The 17,101-nt window shown below is 65.5% G+C and carries 14 protein-coding genes; 6 read left to right on the top strand and 8 right to left on the bottom strand.

From position 1 onward, the window contains the following. From IP68_RS10010 to IP68_RS09995, 4 genes are all read right to left on the bottom strand, one after another. Complete coding sequence (locus IP68_RS10010; protein ID WP_054134874.1) at positions 1-1,920, bottom strand: beta-galactosidase; 1,920 nt, start codon at positions 1,918-1,920, stop codon at positions 1-3. A 146-nt stretch (positions 1,921-2,066) separates the two neighbouring features. Beyond that, on the bottom strand, positions 2,067-3,236 hold the full coding sequence (gene galK, locus IP68_RS10005; RefSeq protein WP_082382269.1) for a galactokinase: 1,170 nt from the start codon (positions 3,234-3,236) through the stop codon (positions 2,067-2,069). Then, positions 3,233-4,279, bottom strand: coding sequence for a UDP-glucose--hexose-1-phosphate uridylyltransferase (locus IP68_RS10000; RefSeq protein WP_054134847.1), 1,047 nt, complete (start codon positions 4,277-4,279; stop codon positions 3,233-3,235). Before IP68_RS10000 ends, galK begins: the two co-directional genes overlap by 4 nt. Beyond that, positions 4,272-5,777: a sodium/solute symporter gene (locus tag IP68_RS09995; RefSeq protein WP_231683895.1), complete on the bottom strand. Its 1,506-nt coding sequence runs from the start codon at positions 5,775-5,777 to the stop codon at positions 4,272-4,274. Before IP68_RS09995 ends, IP68_RS10000 begins: the two co-directional genes overlap by 8 nt. A gap of 103 nt (positions 5,778-5,880) precedes the next feature. Here IP68_RS09995 and IP68_RS09990 point away from each other — a divergent pair, with 103 nt between their 5' ends. Both IP68_RS09990 and IP68_RS09985 read left to right on the top strand, forming a co-directional pair. Next, the gene (locus tag IP68_RS09990; protein WP_197275772.1) at positions 5,881-7,992 is read left to right on the top strand and encodes an alpha-galactosidase; all 2,112 of its coding nucleotides are present in this window, start codon (positions 5,881-5,883) and stop codon (positions 7,990-7,992) included. Next, the gene (locus tag IP68_RS09985; RefSeq protein WP_231683893.1) at positions 7,989-8,783 is read left to right on the top strand and encodes a hypothetical protein; all 795 of its coding nucleotides are present in this window, start codon (positions 7,989-7,991) and stop codon (positions 8,781-8,783) included. The genes IP68_RS09990 and IP68_RS09985 overlap by 4 nt, the downstream gene beginning before the upstream one ends. Here IP68_RS09985 and IP68_RS09980 read toward each other — a convergent pair. The 3 genes from IP68_RS09980 to IP68_RS20190 all read right to left on the bottom strand — a co-directional run bounded on the left by IP68_RS09980 (position 8,713) and on the right by IP68_RS20190 (position 10,675). Next, positions 8,713-9,345, bottom strand: a complete 633-nt coding sequence (locus tag IP68_RS09980; protein WP_082382267.1) for a Crp/Fnr family transcriptional regulator — start codon at positions 9,343-9,345, stop codon at positions 8,713-8,715. The two genes, IP68_RS09985 and IP68_RS09980, sit on opposite strands and share 71 nt — an antisense overlap. A 184-nt stretch (positions 9,346-9,529) precedes the next feature. Continuing rightward, on the bottom strand, positions 9,530-10,381 hold the full coding sequence (locus IP68_RS09975) for a glucose 1-dehydrogenase (protein WP_054134843.1): 852 nt from the start codon (positions 10,379-10,381) through the stop codon (positions 9,530-9,532). Between the two features lie 126 nt (positions 10,382-10,507). Continuing rightward, positions 10,508-10,675 (bottom strand): hypothetical protein, encoded by a 168-nt coding sequence (locus tag IP68_RS20190; RefSeq protein WP_156318030.1) that lies wholly within the window; start codon positions 10,673-10,675, stop codon positions 10,508-10,510. A 238-nt stretch (positions 10,676-10,913) separates the two neighbouring features. On the opposite strand from IP68_RS20190, the gene glf reads away from it, so the two are divergent. Further along, positions 10,914-13,265 (top strand): UDP-galactopyranose mutase, encoded by a 2,352-nt coding sequence (gene glf, locus IP68_RS09970; RefSeq protein WP_054134842.1) that lies wholly within the window; start codon positions 10,914-10,916, stop codon positions 13,263-13,265. Between the two features lie 29 nt (positions 13,266-13,294). Beyond that, positions 13,295-14,689: a hypothetical protein gene (locus IP68_RS09965; protein ID WP_156318028.1), complete on the top strand. Its 1,395-nt coding sequence runs from the start codon at positions 13,295-13,297 to the stop codon at positions 14,687-14,689. A gap of 29 nt (positions 14,690-14,718) precedes the next feature. Here IP68_RS09965 and IP68_RS09960 read toward each other — a convergent pair whose 3' ends face one another. Continuing rightward, on the bottom strand, positions 14,719-15,126 hold the full coding sequence (locus IP68_RS09960) for a response regulator (protein ID WP_197275771.1): 408 nt from the start codon (positions 15,124-15,126) through the stop codon (positions 14,719-14,721). A 119-nt stretch (positions 15,127-15,245) separates the two neighbouring features. On the opposite strand from IP68_RS09960, the gene IP68_RS09955 reads away from it, so the two are divergent. Together IP68_RS09955 and IP68_RS09950 are read left to right on the top strand one after the other, a co-directional pair. After that, complete coding sequence (locus tag IP68_RS09955) at positions 15,246-16,004, top strand: Crp/Fnr family transcriptional regulator (RefSeq protein ID WP_054134839.1); 759 nt, start codon at positions 15,246-15,248, stop codon at positions 16,002-16,004. Then, a complete protein-coding gene (locus IP68_RS09950; protein ID WP_197275770.1) occupies positions 15,988-17,016 on the top strand; it encodes an HWE histidine kinase domain-containing protein in 1,029 nt (342 codons plus the stop codon). Before IP68_RS09955 ends, IP68_RS09950 begins: the two co-directional genes overlap by 17 nt. Positions 17,017-17,101: the final 85 nt, after the last annotated feature.

The following is a 17,101-nucleotide window of genomic DNA, read 5'->3' as shown; positions in this document are numbered from 1 at the left end:
TCAGAGCGTCAGCACGGCAATCCCGGCGGGAGGAATCAGCTTTTCGCCCAGCACCAGCCGGCCGCCGATGCCATCGGGGATCGCGACCGGGGTTGGGGCATAATTGAACGCAAAGACATGGCTGGCCGTGCGGCGCAGGCGCAGACCCTCGGGCAGCGCCACGGTGTCGACGCCCGCCTCGCGCGCTGCAGACTGCAGAACGGGCGCGAGAATGTCCGGCTCAGGCCAGGCGGCAAGATAGCGTCGGTTGCCCGATCGCCAGCAGGCGACGGTTCCGTCATCGGCGACGAGCTCTGCTGCCGCATCGGTTTCCAGATGCTCGATCCAGCGGCGCACCGCCCAACCCTGGCCCGGATGCACCAGCCCCGGTCTCAGGCTCTCCACCCGCACGACTTTGGCCGGGAAGATCGCGCCGGGCGGCAGGCCATCGGGTATCGCGAAGTCGGCCGTGCGGCTTCCCGATCGCGGGCCGATCACGACAGGGCCTTCAAAGGCGGCGAGGTGCGCCAAAAGTTCGTCGGGCACCACCGGCAGGCAGGGCACCACGCACATCGCATAGCCTTCGAGCGGCGCATTGGCCGGGAGGATGTCGACATTCAGACCCAGCTGCCGCAGCGCGCAATAGGCATCGAACGCCGCCCACAACGCGGACAGCCCCGCACCCTGCGGCTGGATCGTTGTGATCCAGTCCGAATCATAGGAGAAGATCAGCGCGACGCTCTTGGCCGCAGCGGACATCGGGCCGATCGCGGCGATGTCGCGCGCGGCCTGGGCCGCTTCGGCATAGGCGGGCGCGGGGGCATCGTCAGGGCGCAAAAGACCAGCGTGCAGCTGTTCCTGGGCAAAGGGTGCCTGGCGCCAGCGGAAATAGCTGACCAGCTCGGCGCCATGGGCCAGCGCCTCGAGCGTCCACAGCCGCACCATGCCATCCAGCGGCGCCGGGTTGTGCCGCGCCCAGTTGACCGGTCCGGGCTGCTGCTCCAGCACCCACCAGCGGCCACCGCGCGCGCATCCCCGGTACAGATCGTGATGGAAGGCGGCGATATCGGGGTGGCCCTGGCGCGCATAACGCAGTCTGTCGTCCTCGCTGAACCGGAAGCTTTCGAGAAAGCCCAGCGGATAGCTGTCCCAGCCCACGGCATCGAGCGACTGCGCGACATCGTGATGATCGAACTCGGTGAAGAAGCCCATGAAGTTGTGGGTGATGTCGCGCCCGGGGGACAATTCGCGCAGGATGTCCACCTGGATCTGGTTGAAGCGCACCACCTCATCCGAGGCGAAGCGGCGAAGGGCGAGCCAATGTGCAGGGTTCGCTTCGGTGACGGTCAGGTTGGGCAGGTCGATTTCGTCGAAGCTGCGATATTCCTGGCTCCAGAACACATTGCCCCAGGCGCGGTTGAGCGCTGCGACATCGCCATAACGTTCGGCCAGCCAGACACGGAACGCCGCCAAGGCAGCGGGTGAAAAGCTCTGCACCGTGTCGTGGCAGCCATATTCATTGTCGGTCTGCCACGCGACCACCGCCGGATGGTGACCATAGCGTTCGGCCACGGCGCGGGTGATGCGCGCGGACTGATTGCGATATCCGGCATGGCTGAAGCAGTAATGACGCCGCGACCCGAAGCGCCGCGGACGACCGTCGCGGTCGATCGCGATCATGTCGGGCATGGAATCGACCAGCCATTTGGGAGGCGTGGCCGTGGGCGTTCCCAGGATAACGCCAAGCCCTGCGGCATGCAGCGTTTCGATCGCCCGATCGAGCCAGGCCCAATCGAACCGGCCGGGCTCGGGTTCGATCCGGCTCCAGGCAAACTCGCCGATGCGCACCCGGGTCAGCCCGATCTCGCGCATCCGCCGGGCATCGTTAGCCCATTGCGATTTGGGCCAGTGTTCCGGGTAATAACAGACGCCAAGCTGCATCAGCTGCGGCTTCGGGGATGGGCTATCGGAGATCATGGCTGCGCGGTTGCTCTCTTGTGGGGCCAGGGGATTGCGAAAGGACGATATGTCGATTTGGCGCGCGCGCCACGTCAAAAAGGCGTCATGGCTGGCCGGGTGCTCGGCGGTCAGCCGCGCAGCAGGCGGGCTCCCGCGGACGGAATGCCCCGGAAATGGGCCTGTGCCGGCAGGCCCGCGCGCTGCCAATGGTTGGCAATCGCGCGATCCACTGCAGGCAGCCGGTCTGCCGCGATCACCGCCACGACACAGCCGCCAAAGCCGCCTCCGGTCATTCTGGCGCCGCCGTCCTCGCCGATCGCGGCGTTCAGGCTGTCGACCAGCGCATCCACCGCCGGCACGCTGACCTCGAAATCGTCCCGCAACGATGCATGCGATTGCCGCATGGCTTGCCCAAGCTCCGCCAGATCGCCGCGCGCCATCGCCTCGGCTGCGCTGAGCGTGCGCGCATTTTCGGTGACGACATGCCGCGCGCGGCGATAGACGGTGGCATTGCAGCCGGCCTCGCCTGCCTCGAGCATCGCCAGGTCCAGGTCGCGCAACGACCCGACGCCGAAATACTCCGCCGCCTGCCGGCACTGGGCGCGACGCTCGTTATAGGCGCTGTCGACAAGCCCGCGCGCCACGCCCGAAGGAACGATGACGATTACGGCATCGGCGGGAAAGGCAACCGGCTTTGCGCTCAGGCTGCGGCAGTCGAGCAGCAGCGCGCTGTCCTGCTCGCCAAAGGCCGACGCAATCTGGTCGAGCAGGCCGCAAGCGCAGCCGACATAATGATGCTCGGACCATTGCGCGACCCGCGCCAGCACGTGCTTGTCGGGCGCCTCCGCACCCGCCACAGCCGTCAGCGCAAGGCCCAGCGCAACCCCCAGCGAGGCGGACGAGGACAGGCCGTTGCCCTGCGGCACATCGCCCGAAAAGGCGAGCTTTGCCCCGCGCACGGGCAGGCCGAATGCGGGCAATCCGGCAGCGATGCCGCGGACGTGATTTCGCCACTCGCCCTGGGCCGCAGTTTCGATCGGCGCATCGATACGGACGTCATCTTCCGCCATGTCCAGGTCCGCGGCTCGCGCGATAATGTGCGGCTCCTCCAGCGGGCTTGCGGCAACCACGGTGCCGAACTGCAGCGCGCAAGGCAGGGCAAAGCCGTCGTTGTAATCGGTATGATCGCCGATCAGATTGACCCGGCCGGGGGCGAAAGCGAGGATCGCGGGCTCATGGCCATAGGCGCGGCGAAACGCGGCGATCGTGCGTTCGACGAGCGGGAATATGTCGATCATGCCGGGCTCGCCTTGCGGTAATGGACCGGGCTGACGGCGCGCAGCCGCTCGGCAGCCTGTTCGGCGGTCAGATCGCGCTGCGCCTCGGCGAGCATTTCATAGCCGACCATGAACTTGCGAACGCTGGCAGACCGCAGCAGCGGCGGATAGAAATGCGCGTGCAGCTGCCAGTGCGCCTGATCGCCCGCGCCATAGGGCGCGCCGTGCCAGCCCATCGAATAGGGGAACGAGCAGCCGAACAGGTTGTCGTAGCGCGCGGTCAGTTCGCTGAGCAGCGCGCCCAGGCTGTCGCGGTCGGATGCCTCTAGCTGCTCCATCCGCTGGACGGCAAAGCGCGGCAGCACCAGCGCTTCGAACGGCCAGACCGCCCAGAACGGGACGATCGCCATCCAGCGCGCGTTTTCGACCACCACGCGCGGGCCGCCGGCCTCGCGCGCGGCGATATCGCCGAGCAGCGTCCGCCCGGTCCTCTCGAAATAGGCCCGCTGGCGCGCATCCTCTCTCGCCGGTTCATCAGGCAGATGCGCGCTCGCCCAGATCTGTCCGTGCGGGTGCGGGTTGGAGCAGCCCATGGCCGCGCCCTTGTTCTCGAAGATCTGGACCCAGGCATAACGCTGCCCAAGCTCGGCGGATTGATCCGCCCAGATATCGATCACCGCGCGCAATTCCGCAGCGGACAGCTCGGGCAGCGTCAGCGCGTGGTTGGGGGAGAAGCACATCACGCGGCACTCTCCCGAGACCGGCTCGGCCACCAGCAACGCGTCCGGGTCGGGATCTGCTGCGGCCAAGGCCTTGGCGGCGGGCATCAGCGCGGCGAAATCATTCTCGAACACCCAGGGTCCGGAGTAATCGGGATTGGTTTCTCCATTGGCGCGGGTGTTGCCGGGGCAAAGAAAGCAGGCCGGATCATGCGCAGGCAGCACCGCAATGTCGGGCGCCTCGATCTGGCCCTGCCACGGGCGCTGGGTGCGGTGCGGCGAGACCAGCACCCATTGGCCGTTCAACGGATTGAACCTGCGGTGCACGGCTGCAGCATCACCCATGGCGTCTTGCTCCCGGTCCGACATAACGCGCGACATTGCCGAAGATCACGCGGTTCGATGTCAGCGCCACGATCACCGACGCCACCAGCACCACGAGCATCACATCGATATAGTGCAGCCCGCCCCAGCCGATATGCTGGTAGAAGGTCTCGCCGGGATAGAGCATGTCGGGCTTGTACAGCACGAAGGTGTGCAGCGCGTAGCTCGCAACCCCGAACACCAGCCCGATGATCGCCGCGCGCGCATCGACATTGGCGAACAGCAGCCCGGCGATGAACGCGGACAGCACCGGCATCGACGACAGACCGTTCAATTCCTGCAACAGGTTGATGATGCTCTTGGCGTTTTCGAACGCAGGGACCAGCAGGATCGAAGTGACGGTCAGGACCGCTGAGGTCCAGGCGGCCAGCTTCCAGTGGCTCTTGACCGACCGGATGAACTTGTCGTGGAAGTCGATCGCATAAAGCGCGACCGAGCTGTTGAGGATCGCACTGGTGTGCGCGATCACTGCCGCCGCCATCAGCGCGGCGAACGCGCCCGACATCCACGGCGGGAGCACATGCGCCACCACCCGGCCATAGCTTGCATCGCCCATCGGCCCGAACAGCTTGTATCCCACCACCCCGGGCACGACGACGATCACCGGAATGATCAAGATCCGCACCACGGCTGCGGCCATTACGCCCTTTTGCGCTTCGCGGATGGTCGGCGCGGTCATCGCCTTTTGCGTGATGTTCTGGTTGGTGGACCAGTAGAAGATCTGGATGAACAGCATCCCGGTGAACAGGGTGTGGAACGGAATGGGCGAGTCCGTATCGCCAACCATCGATATCCGCTCCGGCGGCACCCCGCTGACCAGATCGAAATCGACCGCGTTCAGGGCCAGGATGACCACCAGCATCGCGACGGCGAGCACGCCGATGCCGGAAAAGGTATCCATCACCGCCACGGCCTTGAGGCCGCCGGTGATGGTGTAGATGGCCGCGATGATGGCCATCGGCGCTGCGAACCACAGCAGCGGCCAGTCCACACCGAACATGGATTTGAGGAAAAGGCTGCCCGAATAGAGCGCTGCGGGAAGGTAGATCAGGATGTTCCCGAGCAGGAAGATCGCCGAGATCACGGTGCGGATGCTGCCGCCCTCATAGCGGCGCTCCAGAAGCTCGGTCACGGTGGTGCACCCCTGGCGATAGTAGATCGGCACGAAGATGAACGCGAGGATCATCAGCCCGACAAAGCCCGAAATCTCCCACCAGGCGAGCAGCAGCATCTGGTTGCCGTTCATGCCGACAAGCTGTTCGGTCGACAGGTTGGTGAGCGTGATCGAGCCTGCCACGTACAGCCAGGTGAGGCCGCCGCCGGCGAGGAAGACCTCCTTTCCCGATCCGTCGTGCGAGCCGCCAATGCCACGGACCTTCCACCACGTCGCCAGCCCGATCAGCGCGGTGATCGCAATGAACACCGCCACCTGGCTTCCCTGCACCATGACCTCCGGCAACAGCCCTCTCCCACCCTTTTCTTGCTCATGCCGGTCCAACAGGTTTAGATCAAGCAAGGCCTTGCGCCGTTCATTGACTGTCATTCCATCAAGGCCACCTTTCATGTCCAGCCTCCCCCCGTGCGCGCGTCTCGATGGCGACGGTCTTACGATGGTGCTCGATCTGCGCGCCGGTGCTGCGGAACCGGTCTATTTCGGGCCGACCCTGCCGATGGCCGAGGATCTTGCGAGCCTGTGCGATGTCCTGCGGCGCGAGCGGCATGCCTCGCAGCCGGACCGCCCCGCGCCGCGTTCGCTGCTGCCCTTTGCGGGCGAGGGACATCTTTGCGCGCCGTCCATCGTCATCCATCAGCACGGACGCCCGCTGACGCCGCGGATGCTGCTGGTCGCGATCACGCAGCGCGATGCCGGGCTGTGCCTCGAGCACCGCGATGACGCCCTGGGCTTGAGTGTCCAGATCGAGATTGCGATCGTTCACGGCGGGCTGGTCGAGTTCGGCACGCAGCTGCGCAATCAGAGCACGCACCCGATCGGGCTGATCAGCCTCGCATCGCTGACGCTGCCATTGCCCAGCTGGGCCAGCCATATGGTGCGCTATGCAGGCCGCTGGTCCGGCGAGATGCAGCAGCAGCGGCTGGCCCTGCACCAGGGGGCGATCACCAGCGCGTCCTATGGCGGGCGACCCGGTTTCGGCGGCGGCAACTGGGTGCGGATCGAAGGCGACAACGCAGGCGAAGTTCACGGCGACGCGCTCAGCGCGCATCTCGCGTGGAGCGGAGATCATGTGTTGTCCGTCGAGCGCAATGCCGACGGCGATGCGACGCTGACCATGGCGGCGCGGCTGGAGCCTGGGGAAATCATGCTGGCGCCTGGCGATACGTTCTGCACCCCGCGCGCGCTGGTTGCGGTCAGCGCGCAGGGCATCGCCAGCCTGCGCCATGCCTTTCACGCGCATGTGCTGGGCGCGGTCGCGCCGGAGATAGCGGCATCAACCCCGCGCAAGGTCCATCTGAACAGCTGGGAAGCGCTCGCCTTCGACCAGAGCCTCGAAAAGCTCTGTGCACTGGCGGACCGGGCGGCGGCGCTCGGGGTCGAGCGGTTCGTGCTCGACGATGGCTGGTTTACCGGACGCCGCGATGACACCACCAGCCTGGGTGACTGGGTTGCCGATCCCGGGATCTTTCCCGGTGGCCTTGATCCGCTGATCGATCATGTCCGCGGGTCTGGCATGGACTTCGGCCTGTGGGTCGAGCCCGAGATGGTCAGTCCCGACAGCGCCTTGTACCGCGCGCATCCCGATTGGTGCCTGCACCTGCCTGATCACCCGCGGCTGACCCAGCGCAACCAACTGGTGCTCGATCTGACGCGGCCCGAGGTGTCGGGGCATCTGTTGGCCAGTCTCGACCGGCTGCTGGCCGAACATGATATCGCCTATCTCAAATGGGACCACAATCGCGATCTCTTCCCGCTTGCGGGCAAGGGCTATGCGCAGGTGATCGCGCTTTATGCGCTGCTCGACCGGCTGCGTACCGCGCATCCGCAGGTCGAGATTGAGACCTGCGCGAGCGGAGGCGGACGGGTCGATCTGGAAATTCTCGAGCGGTGCAGCCGCTTCTGGGCCAGCGACAACAACGATCCTATCGAGCGGCTGCAGGTCAACGCCGGCTGGTTCGATTTCCTGCCGATGCGCATCGCGGGCAACCACGTCGGGCCCAGCCCCAACCCGATCACCGGCCGGCAGGTGGCGATGGATTTTCGCGCCAAGGTCGCCATGTTCGGCCATATGGGCGTCGAGGCGGACCCGGGCGCAATGTCGACCGAGGACCGCCAATGCCTCGCCGCGCACATCGCGCTCTACAAGCAATGGCGCGATGTCCTGCATTCCGGGCGCCTGTGGCGGCTCACGCCTGCCGGTGCGGGTGTCCATGCGCTGCTGGCGATGCACAAAGGCCGGGGGATCGCGCTGATCGCCCAGACCCGCCAGGCCGCCACTTATGATGTGCCCCACATCCGCTTTGCCGGACTGGACGATGAAGCGCATTACCGCGTCGCGCTGCTGCCGCCATATTGCGAAAAGGCCAGGGCGCAGCTTTCGCACGCCCGCCCTTATGCTGAGGGCATTGTCCTGTCAGGCCGCGCGCTGCGTCTGGCGGGCATCAGCCTGCCGCTGCAATATCCCGAAACGGCGTGGCTGGTGTCGGTGGAGATCGTATGAAACCGTTGCCGCATGAACAGCCCTTGTCCTCATCGCTTGCAGCATGGCTGACAGTGGCGCTGGCGGGGGCCGTCGCCCCTGCGCTGGCGATGCTGTTGCTGGCAGACGCGCCCGCGCCGACCCCGCTGGCGATGGTTGCAGGACCGATCCTGGCGGTGGGGCTGATGGGAGCCGGGATGATCGCTGCGGCGGCGGCCGGGCGGCTGTGGATCGGCATCGGTCTCGCGCTGGTGGCTGGCGCGGGGCTGATCGGGCTGGCGCGAGCGCTGGGCATGCCGCCCTTGCCGCACCCGATGTCGCTGGCGCTGGCCGTCATCGTCGCGGTGTTCAGTTTCGCCGCGCGCGGCGCGCTGTTTGCCCGCTCGGCAGCCGACAAGGGCTGGTGGATCGCCGTGTTCGTGGTCGGCGGCGAGGCAGCGATGCTGGCAACCGCCTTGGCCATGCCGGGCGCGCTGCCCAAATGGCTGCTGGTGCTGCTGCCCGCGCAATGGGCCAGCGTAGCGATCCAGACCGCACTCACAGGCTCCGGCACCCGTGTAGCCGCCGCGACGCTGATTGCCTTGGCGGGCACCGGCGCGGTCACCTTGCTGGTGGCCAGGCTGTGGCCGCGCCGCTGGCCCTATCTGCTGATGTTCTCGGCCTGGCTCGGCCTGTCCGCGCTGGTCTGGCACTGGCCCGGCCCGCCAGTGCCGCGCGCCGATATCGCAGCCGGGCAGGCGGTTACAGCAACGGCTGATAATGGACCTGCTCTGCCAGCCTGTCAGGGTCCGACAGGGTCAACCGGCTGTTGATCAGGCTGATGGCATTGTCGGCGCGCATCTGCTGCAGGGTGCGGTTGACATGGACCGAGGAGATTCCCACGAGGTCGGCTAGCAGCTCCTGCGTCAAAGGCATGCGATAGGCGTTGCGCGACCCCATGCCCCGGATGTCCAGCCGCTCTCCGAGTTCGAGGAACAGGTGCGCCATCCGCTCATAAGCATTGAGACAGCCGAGCCGGAAAATGCTGTTTTCGAGCTGCTGCTCGAACAACGCGCACTCGCTCTGCGCGACCTCGCTGTCGGCAGTGGTGGTGAACTCCACAAACGAGGCCCGCGTCACCGACATCACCGAATGATAGAAGCTGGGCTGGCTGTTGCGCCACACGCCGATGATCTCGCCCGGCAGATACAGGTTGGTCAGCTGCCTGCGCCCGTCGATCGTGATGCGATAGCCCGCGCACCAGCCTTCCAGCAGCAACCGCGGTCGCAACAGCGTGTCACCCTGCTGGATGAAATCGCACCGCGGGTGAACGGATGTCTGGCAGTGGCGGTTATGCGCGGGCAGGTGGGCAGGCGCGTGAACGGATATGGACATAGACTCGACTTTCGCTAACGATCCCTCCTGTTACAAACTTTCACCTTGTTCATCCGGCTTCGTTATACTGGTTTAGGTCCAGCGCCTGCGTGCGACGAACCGAGGGAGAAAGCCCCGCAGGCCGTCCATTCCTGCTGCCGCCTGAGGCAGCGATCATGCTGCTCTCGCCAGGCCCCCGAAGCGTTCAGCTTCCCACCACCACGCCGCCATTGGGGTGCAGCACCTGTCCGCTCATGTAGCTGGAATCCTCGCAGGCGAGGAACAGGAAGCACGGGGCAACCTCGTTGGGCTGGCTTGGGCGGCCCATCGGAGTGGATTCGCCAAAATGCTCGAGTTTCTCCTCGCTCGCGCCGCCACAAGGGTTGAGCGGAGTCCAGATCGGGCCCGGCGCGACGCCGTTGACGCGGATGCCCTTGTCGGCCAGATTCTGGCTGAGGCTGCGGGTGAACGCGGTGATCGCGCCCTTGGTGGATGAATAGTCGAGCAGATCGTCCGCGCCCTTGTACATCGTCACCGAGGTGCAGTTGATGATTGCCGCCCCCGCCCGGAGATGCGGCATCGCCTCCTGCACCATGTAGAACATGCCATAGACATTGGTCTGGAAGGTCCGCTTGAGCTGCTGGTCGGAGATGTCTGTTACATCCTCGTCGGGGTGCTGCTCGCCTGCGTTGTTGACCAGGATGTCGAGCTTCCCAAAGCTGCTGATCGCCAGATCGACGATCCGGGCAGCCTGCGCGCGATCGCCGATATCGCCCGCGATGGTCACTGCCCTCGCACCTTCCGCCTCGACCATGCGCGCGGTGTCCTGCGCGTCTTCATCCTCTTCCAGATGCGAGATGACGATATCGGCGCCTTCGCGCGCGAACAGCACTGCGACCGCGCGGCCAATGCCGCTATCGCCGCCGGTGACGATCGCCACCTTGCCCTTGAGCCGCCTCGATCCGGGATAACGCGGCTGCCATTCGGGCTTGGGGTCCAGCCTGGCCTCGAGGCCGGGCAGCTGCGCTTCGTCCAGTTTTGCGATGGTGTCGGTCATGGGTCGGTCCTTGTGTTGGGCAACGGGCGCATCGTGCGCGGCGGGCGGCATCGTGGGCCTCCCCCCGATGCCGCCCCCTCGCTCGATTTTACTCTCGATGCCTGCGCCGGGTTGCGCGCTGCGGGATCAGGCGCGCGGATAAGCCGTCGGAGCGATCACGTCGTGATCCCTGCGACGCGCACGCGGTATGGTGTTGGTGCGGGGGGCTGGCAGCGCCAGGCTGAGCAGCACACCGACCAGCGGCGCGCCCATGATCCACAGCGGCAAGAGCGCCATTCCGAAAATCGAGGTCATATGCTGTACTCCTTGCAGGGGCCGGAGCGGATGATCCGCACCGTGCCGCTGCAAGGCTGAGCCGTGCGCCGAGCCCCACCCATAACATGGGTCAATCCTGCAGGAATTTAAAAGCCGGCGGTTGCCTCACCTATGTAAGACCGCAGCCCCCGACCACGCGCTAGACGCCGGATCCTTCCCCATCTGTGCGCCCTGGGTTTCCCCGATCCAGGCCGCACGTCCGTTCCGGAGTCCCCCGATGCACCGCCCGTTCCAGCACAGCAACACCCCTGTTCTCTCGACCCGCCCGGTAATCGTCTGCTTCTCGCATCTGCGCTGGGATCTGGTGTTCCAGCGGCCGCAGCACATCATGACGCGGCTCTCGCAGGGCTTCGACATCGTCTATTGGGAGGAGCCCCGCGTCGATGCCGATTGCCTCGCGCCGACGCTCGAGCGGACCCGGCCGCACGAGGGCGTGACCCGGCTGATCCCGGTCATCCCGCAATCGCTCGACGCGCAGCAGACCACCGAGGCGCTGGCCGTTCTGCTGCGGATGGAGATGACCCGCCACGCCGCCCCACACATATTTTGGTACTACACCCCGATGATGCTGGCGTTCGGCGAACAGGTGCACAGCGATCTGCTGGTCTATGACTGCATGGACGAGCTCGCCAACTTCGCCTTCGCGCCCGATGGCATCGCCGAACGCGAGGCGCTGCTGCTCGAGCGGGCGGATATCGCGCTGTGCGGAGGACGCAGCCTGTACGAGGCACGGCGCGAGCGTCGTCCTGACCTGATGTGCCTGCCTTCGGGCGTGGACATCCAGCATTTCGCAGCCGACCCTGCGGTTACCGCCGATCCCGACGACCAGGCCCTGCTGGCGCGGCCGCGGCTGGGCTTTTACGGTGTCATCGACGAACGCATGGATCTTGGCCTGCTGGCCGAAATGGCGCGGATGCGCCCGGCCTGGTCGTTCGTGATGATCGGCCCGGTGGTCAAGATCTCGCAGGACGACCTGCCCCGCGCAGCCAATATCCACTGGCTGGGCGGACGCGATTATGCCGATCTGCCAGCCTATGCCATCCATTGGGACATCGCGCTGATGCCCTTTGCGCTCAACGCCTCGACCCGCTTCATCAGCCCGACCAAGACGCCCGAATACATGGCGTGCGGGCTACCGGTGGTATCCACCCCGATCCGCGACGTGGTCGACACTTTTGGAAGGTTGGGCAGCGTCCGCATTGCCGGGACCGCGAGCGAATCGGTCGGGGCGTGCGAAACTCTGCTCGGCGCGCCCGGCCACGTCCGCGCCCAGTGGCGCGAGGAGGCGCAGGCCTGCCTTGCCGACAAGAGCTGGGACGGCATCGCCGCGCGCATCGCGGCCAGAATCACCGACGCCCTTGCCGCCCGGCAGGGGGCGCAGCGGTCCACTGCGGATGTTGCCGCGACACGGCTTCCCGGGCGCAGGCATTACGACGTGCTGGTGGTCGGCGCAGGCTTTGCCGGCGCGGTGATGGCCGAGCGGATGGCCAGGGGCTCGGGCAAGACCGTGCTGGTGATCGACAAGCGCGACCATATCGCGGGCAACGCCTATGACCATCATGACGACGCCGGAATATTGGTGCACAGATACGGGCCGCATATCTTCCACACCAACAGCGGCGACATCCTCGATTATCTCACGCGCTTTACCGGATGGATTCCCTATGAACACCGCGTGCTGGCAGCGGTCGACGACCAGCTGGTTCCCATGCCGATCAACCGGACGACGCTCAACATGCTCTATGGCCTGAACCTGCAGGATGACGAGGCTGCGGCCGAGTATCTGCGCTCGGTCGCGGTCGATGTCGGCGATATCCGAAATTCGCGCGATACCGTGGTCTCGCAGGTGGGCGAGGATCTGTATGCCAGGTTCTTCGAGGGCTATACCCGCAAGCAATGGGGCGTGGACCCGAGCCAGCTCGACAAGTCCGTCGCCGCGCGGGTGCCTGCGCGGACCAGCTGCGACGACCGCTATTTCACCGATCGCTACCAGTGCATGCCGGACAAGGGCTATACCGCCATGTTCAGCGCCATGCTCGATCACCCCTCTATCAAGGTGATGACGGGGCAAGAATATGCAGATCTGCCGATGGAGCTGAGCTGGGATCATGTCGTGTGGACCGGGCCGATCGACGAATATTTCCATCACCGGCTGGGCAGGCTTCCCTATCGTTCGCTGCGCTTCGAGCACGAGACGCTCGATTGCGCACAGGCACAGCCGGTCGCGGTGGTCAATTATCCCGATTACGACACGCCCTATACCCGGATCACCGAGTATAGGCACCTCACCGGGCAGCAGGCGGCCAGGACCAGCATCACCCGCGAATATCCCGCCGACGAGGGAGATCCTTATTACCCTATCCCCAATCCCGCAGCGCAGGACATGTACCGACAGTATTCCAGGCTGGCCGGCGATTGCGAGAACGTGACCTTCGTCGGTCGGCTCGCCACCTATCGCTATTACAACATGGACCAGATCGTGGGCCAGGCGCTGGCCACCTGGCGCAGGCTCGATGCGCGCTGGCGGCTCGATGCGCTGGCCGGGCTGGGCGTGGTAGCGGCCGAATGAGATTCGGGACCGTTGCTGGCCATGCCCATATGAAAAGTCTGGCGGTGCCGTCTCCGGTGCAGGACTGGGTAGGCTGCGCCCAACGTGCGCCCTATTTCGAGACCGAGGGAGGACGAAGCTGGACCCCGGTGGGCTATAACGAGGCGATCACCTGGCCCAACCTTGCCATGCTCTACCGCCGCCGCGACCCGGCGGTGGTGGAGCGGCACTTTGCAAGGTTGCGCGATTCGGGCGTGACCTGCCTGCGGCTGATGCTCGACTACAACCAGGTGCGCCACCGCCATTTCGAAAGCCGTTGCGGCCAGTTTGCGCCCGCAATGGTGCAGCTGTGGGATGACCTGATCGCGCTGGGGGAGCTGTACGGCATCCGCTATCTGCTCACCCCGTTCGATACCTTCTTCATGGCGCGGCGGTGGCGCACGCATCCCTATTCGCGCGCCAATGGTGGGCCCTGCGGCACAATCGGGCAGATGTTCACCTGCCCCGAAACGCGCATGGCGATCAAGAACCGCCTGGCCTTCGCGACCCGCCGCTGGGGACACAGCGGCGCGATCTTCGGCTGGGATCTGTGGAACGAGATCGACACCAATTATGCCGGGGGCGACATCGCTAGCTGCCATGCGTTCATCAGCGACATCTCGGCAGCGCTGCGCGCCGAAGAGATGGCCGCGCACGGCCGCTGCCATCTGCAGACCGTGTCGGTGTTCGGCCCCGCGCTCAAGGCCCGGCCACAGCTTGCCGAGATCGTCTTTCGCCACCCGGCGCTCGATTTTGCCAGTGTGCATCTTTACGAGAAGGGCACGATCGACGATCCGCGCGACACCCTGAGCCCGGCCAGGGCCACCGCGCGGCTGATGACCGAGGCGCTGCAGCACTGCCCTGCCGACCGCCCCTTGCTCGACACCGAGCATGGCCCGATCCACGCTTTCAAGGACCGCCACATCACGCTGCCGGACGCGTTCGACACCCGCTATTTCCGGCGTATGCAATGGGCGCATCTGGCAAGCGGCGGTGCGGGCGGCGGCATGCGCTGGCCCAACCGCCACCCGCATGTGCTGACCCAGGGGATGTACGACTCTCAAAAGGTGCTGGGCGATTTCCTGCACCTGGTCGACTGGCCGCGCTTTCGCCGCGAACCGCTCGGTGCCCGGCTGACGGTACATGATTTCAAGGGGCTGGCCACGGGCTGCGGCGATGGCACCCAGGCGGTGGTCAGCCTGATGCCCGATCAGCACGCCTGCGGCACCGCGATAACGCTGGACATCGCGGCGCTGCAGCCTGGAATCTACCGCGTCACGAGGGTCAATCCGATCAGCGGAGAATGCGAATCGAGCCAGCACCAGACCAGCTCCAACGGCGATCTGGCGGTGCTGGTCGGCTCAGCCGCGCAGGATGTGGTGCTCGCGGTCGCCCGGACTGGCTGATCCCGGCAGGCATCGGCGTTGCCCAGCGATCAGCGCATCATACCTTCGCGTGGCTGGTCACGCGCGATCGTCAGCCGAGAAATCAGATCGACCATCCGGGCAAAGCCATGCTGCGATATCGGTTTTTCGAAGCGCTGGACGTTTTGGAAACTGCCATCGATCACCTCTTCGCCATAACCGGTGCAGAACAGGAACGGGACGTCCTCGGCGCGCAGCCGCGCGGCGAGCGGAAACACCGTCGTGCCGCGCAGGTTTATGTCGAGCACAACGAAGTCGACCCTTCCGGACGATTCATACAGCGCCATCGCGCCATCGAGCGTTGCGGCAGTCCCGATAACCTCAGCGCCTGCGCTGTGCAGCCGGCGCAGGAAGTCGTCGGCGATCAGAAAATCGTCTTCGACCAGAAGAACGCGGCATCCGTGCAAGGACTGGCTCATCATGCACCACCTGAACTATCGAACGAACACAGGGGAGCACATGAAGGCGTTGCCCCGTGGGCAACATACTCGCGATATGTGCGTAGGTTCCAGCGTACCGCAATATCGGAGCCAATGCGTTGACACCGCACATAACCCACAAGCTGCGCGGGTTCGAGGAGCTGCAGGACCCCGCCGAGCACTGGCTGGCAGAGCTTGCCGGTCGCAATCTGCGCGAAGTCCCCGCCAGGGCGGATCTTCTCCGCCAGGGCGATTGCACCGGGCCGATGCACATCCTGATCCAGGGCTGGGCGATCCGCTACAAGACGCTGGAGGACGGGCGCAGGCAGATTCTTTCGATGCTGATTCCCGGCGACCTGTTCGACATCAACGGCTTCATGGCCAGTTCTATGGACCACAGCATCGCCGCTTTGACCGGGGTGACGCTGGCCAGGCTCGACAACGACTTTCTCGATATCGCTCGCCGCGAGCATTCCAGCCTGGAAAAGGCGCTGTGGTGCGACATCCACGTCACCGCCGCGATCCAGCGCGAATGGTCGACATCGCTGGGCCAGCGCACCGCGCGCGAACGCATGGCGCATCTCATGTGCGAGCTGTATCTCCGCCAGCATCAGGCGAAGCTCACCCAAGGCAGGTGCTGCGCCTTCCCGCTCACCCAGATCGAGCTTGCCGAGGCGCTGGGAATGACGCCGGTGTACGTCAACCGTACGCTGCAGGACCTGCGCCGCGAGGGCCTGGTCCAGCTCGAGCACCGGACGCTGACGATCTTCGATCTGCCGCAGCTCAAGCGCGTCGCGCTGTTCGACAGCGGCTATCTCAAGATCTGTGGCGATGATGGCGGATCGGCGCCCGAAAAGGAGAATGACTATGCCCTCTAGCTGGTCAGGCCCGCTGCAAACCCTTCATCAGGTCATCGACACATTGCCGCTGCTGGTCTGGCGCGCCAGCCGTGACGGGAGCTGGATATGGGCCGGACCGCAATGGCAGGACTTCACCGGGCAAGGGCAAGACGATTATCTCGGCGAGGGCTGGCTGGAGGCTGTCCATCCCGATGACAGGCAGACCGCTCGGACCGCGTGGCGGACGGCATCGGATCATCACAGCTTCGAGGTCGAGTTTCGGGTGCTCAACAGCCGCGAGCAGCGTTATTACTGGCACAAGACCCGCGCAGCGCCGGTACTGGGCGAGAATGGCATGATCCTGGAGTGGCTGGGCACCTCGACCGATGTCGATGATATCCGGCGGCTGCGCGAGCAGGAGCACAGCCTGCTCGCCGAACTGCAGCACCGTGTGCGCAACATGCTGGGTGTCGTGCGTGCGCTGGCCCGGCGGACCGCGGACCATTGCGCGACGACCGAGGAATTCCTGCTCAAGTTCGAGGGGCGGATCAACGCCTTTGCGCGCACCCAGTCGCTCTCGACGCATTCGCCCACCGGCCTGGTGAACCTGCGCGAAATCGTGTTCGACGAGCTGCTGCTCCACCATCTGCAGGATGAAAGCCAGGTCAGCGTGGATGGACCGGACGTGATGCTGGGGATCAAGGGTTCGAACCTGCTCGGCCTCGCGGTGCACGAGCTGGCGAACCATCTGGTGGCGCACGGGCGGATCGACGACGCGCCTTTCGCGCTTGCGATCAGCTGGGCGATCGAGCCGGACGCGGCGCCGGGGTCCGCCGATCCGTCCGCCGAACCGCTGCTGCGCCTCACCTGGACGGTGCAAGCCCAGGGCCTTGGCGATCCCGATGTCGCACTCGACAGCCTGGCACAGGACGTGCTGCATTCGGCGCTACGTTACGAACTCGACGCCCGGACCCAAATCGAACCACAGCCCTCGGGTCTGGTGTTCGAGGTCAAGGTTCCGCTGGCCCGCGTGCAGGAACGCGACAGCTGAGATTTGCCTGAGGACCACCACCCTGTCATTGGCATTGCCAGAATTGTTATTGGAGATTGAGGTGATAGCGGTGTGTGGTGAGGAT

The organism is Blastomonas sp. AAP25 (assembly GCF_001295965.1).
GTDB classification, from domain to species: domain Bacteria; phylum Pseudomonadota; class Alphaproteobacteria; order Sphingomonadales; family Sphingomonadaceae; genus Blastomonas; species Blastomonas fulva.
Note: the sequence above shows the minus strand (reverse complement) of the source record. Positions and strands in the feature narration are given on the sequence as shown.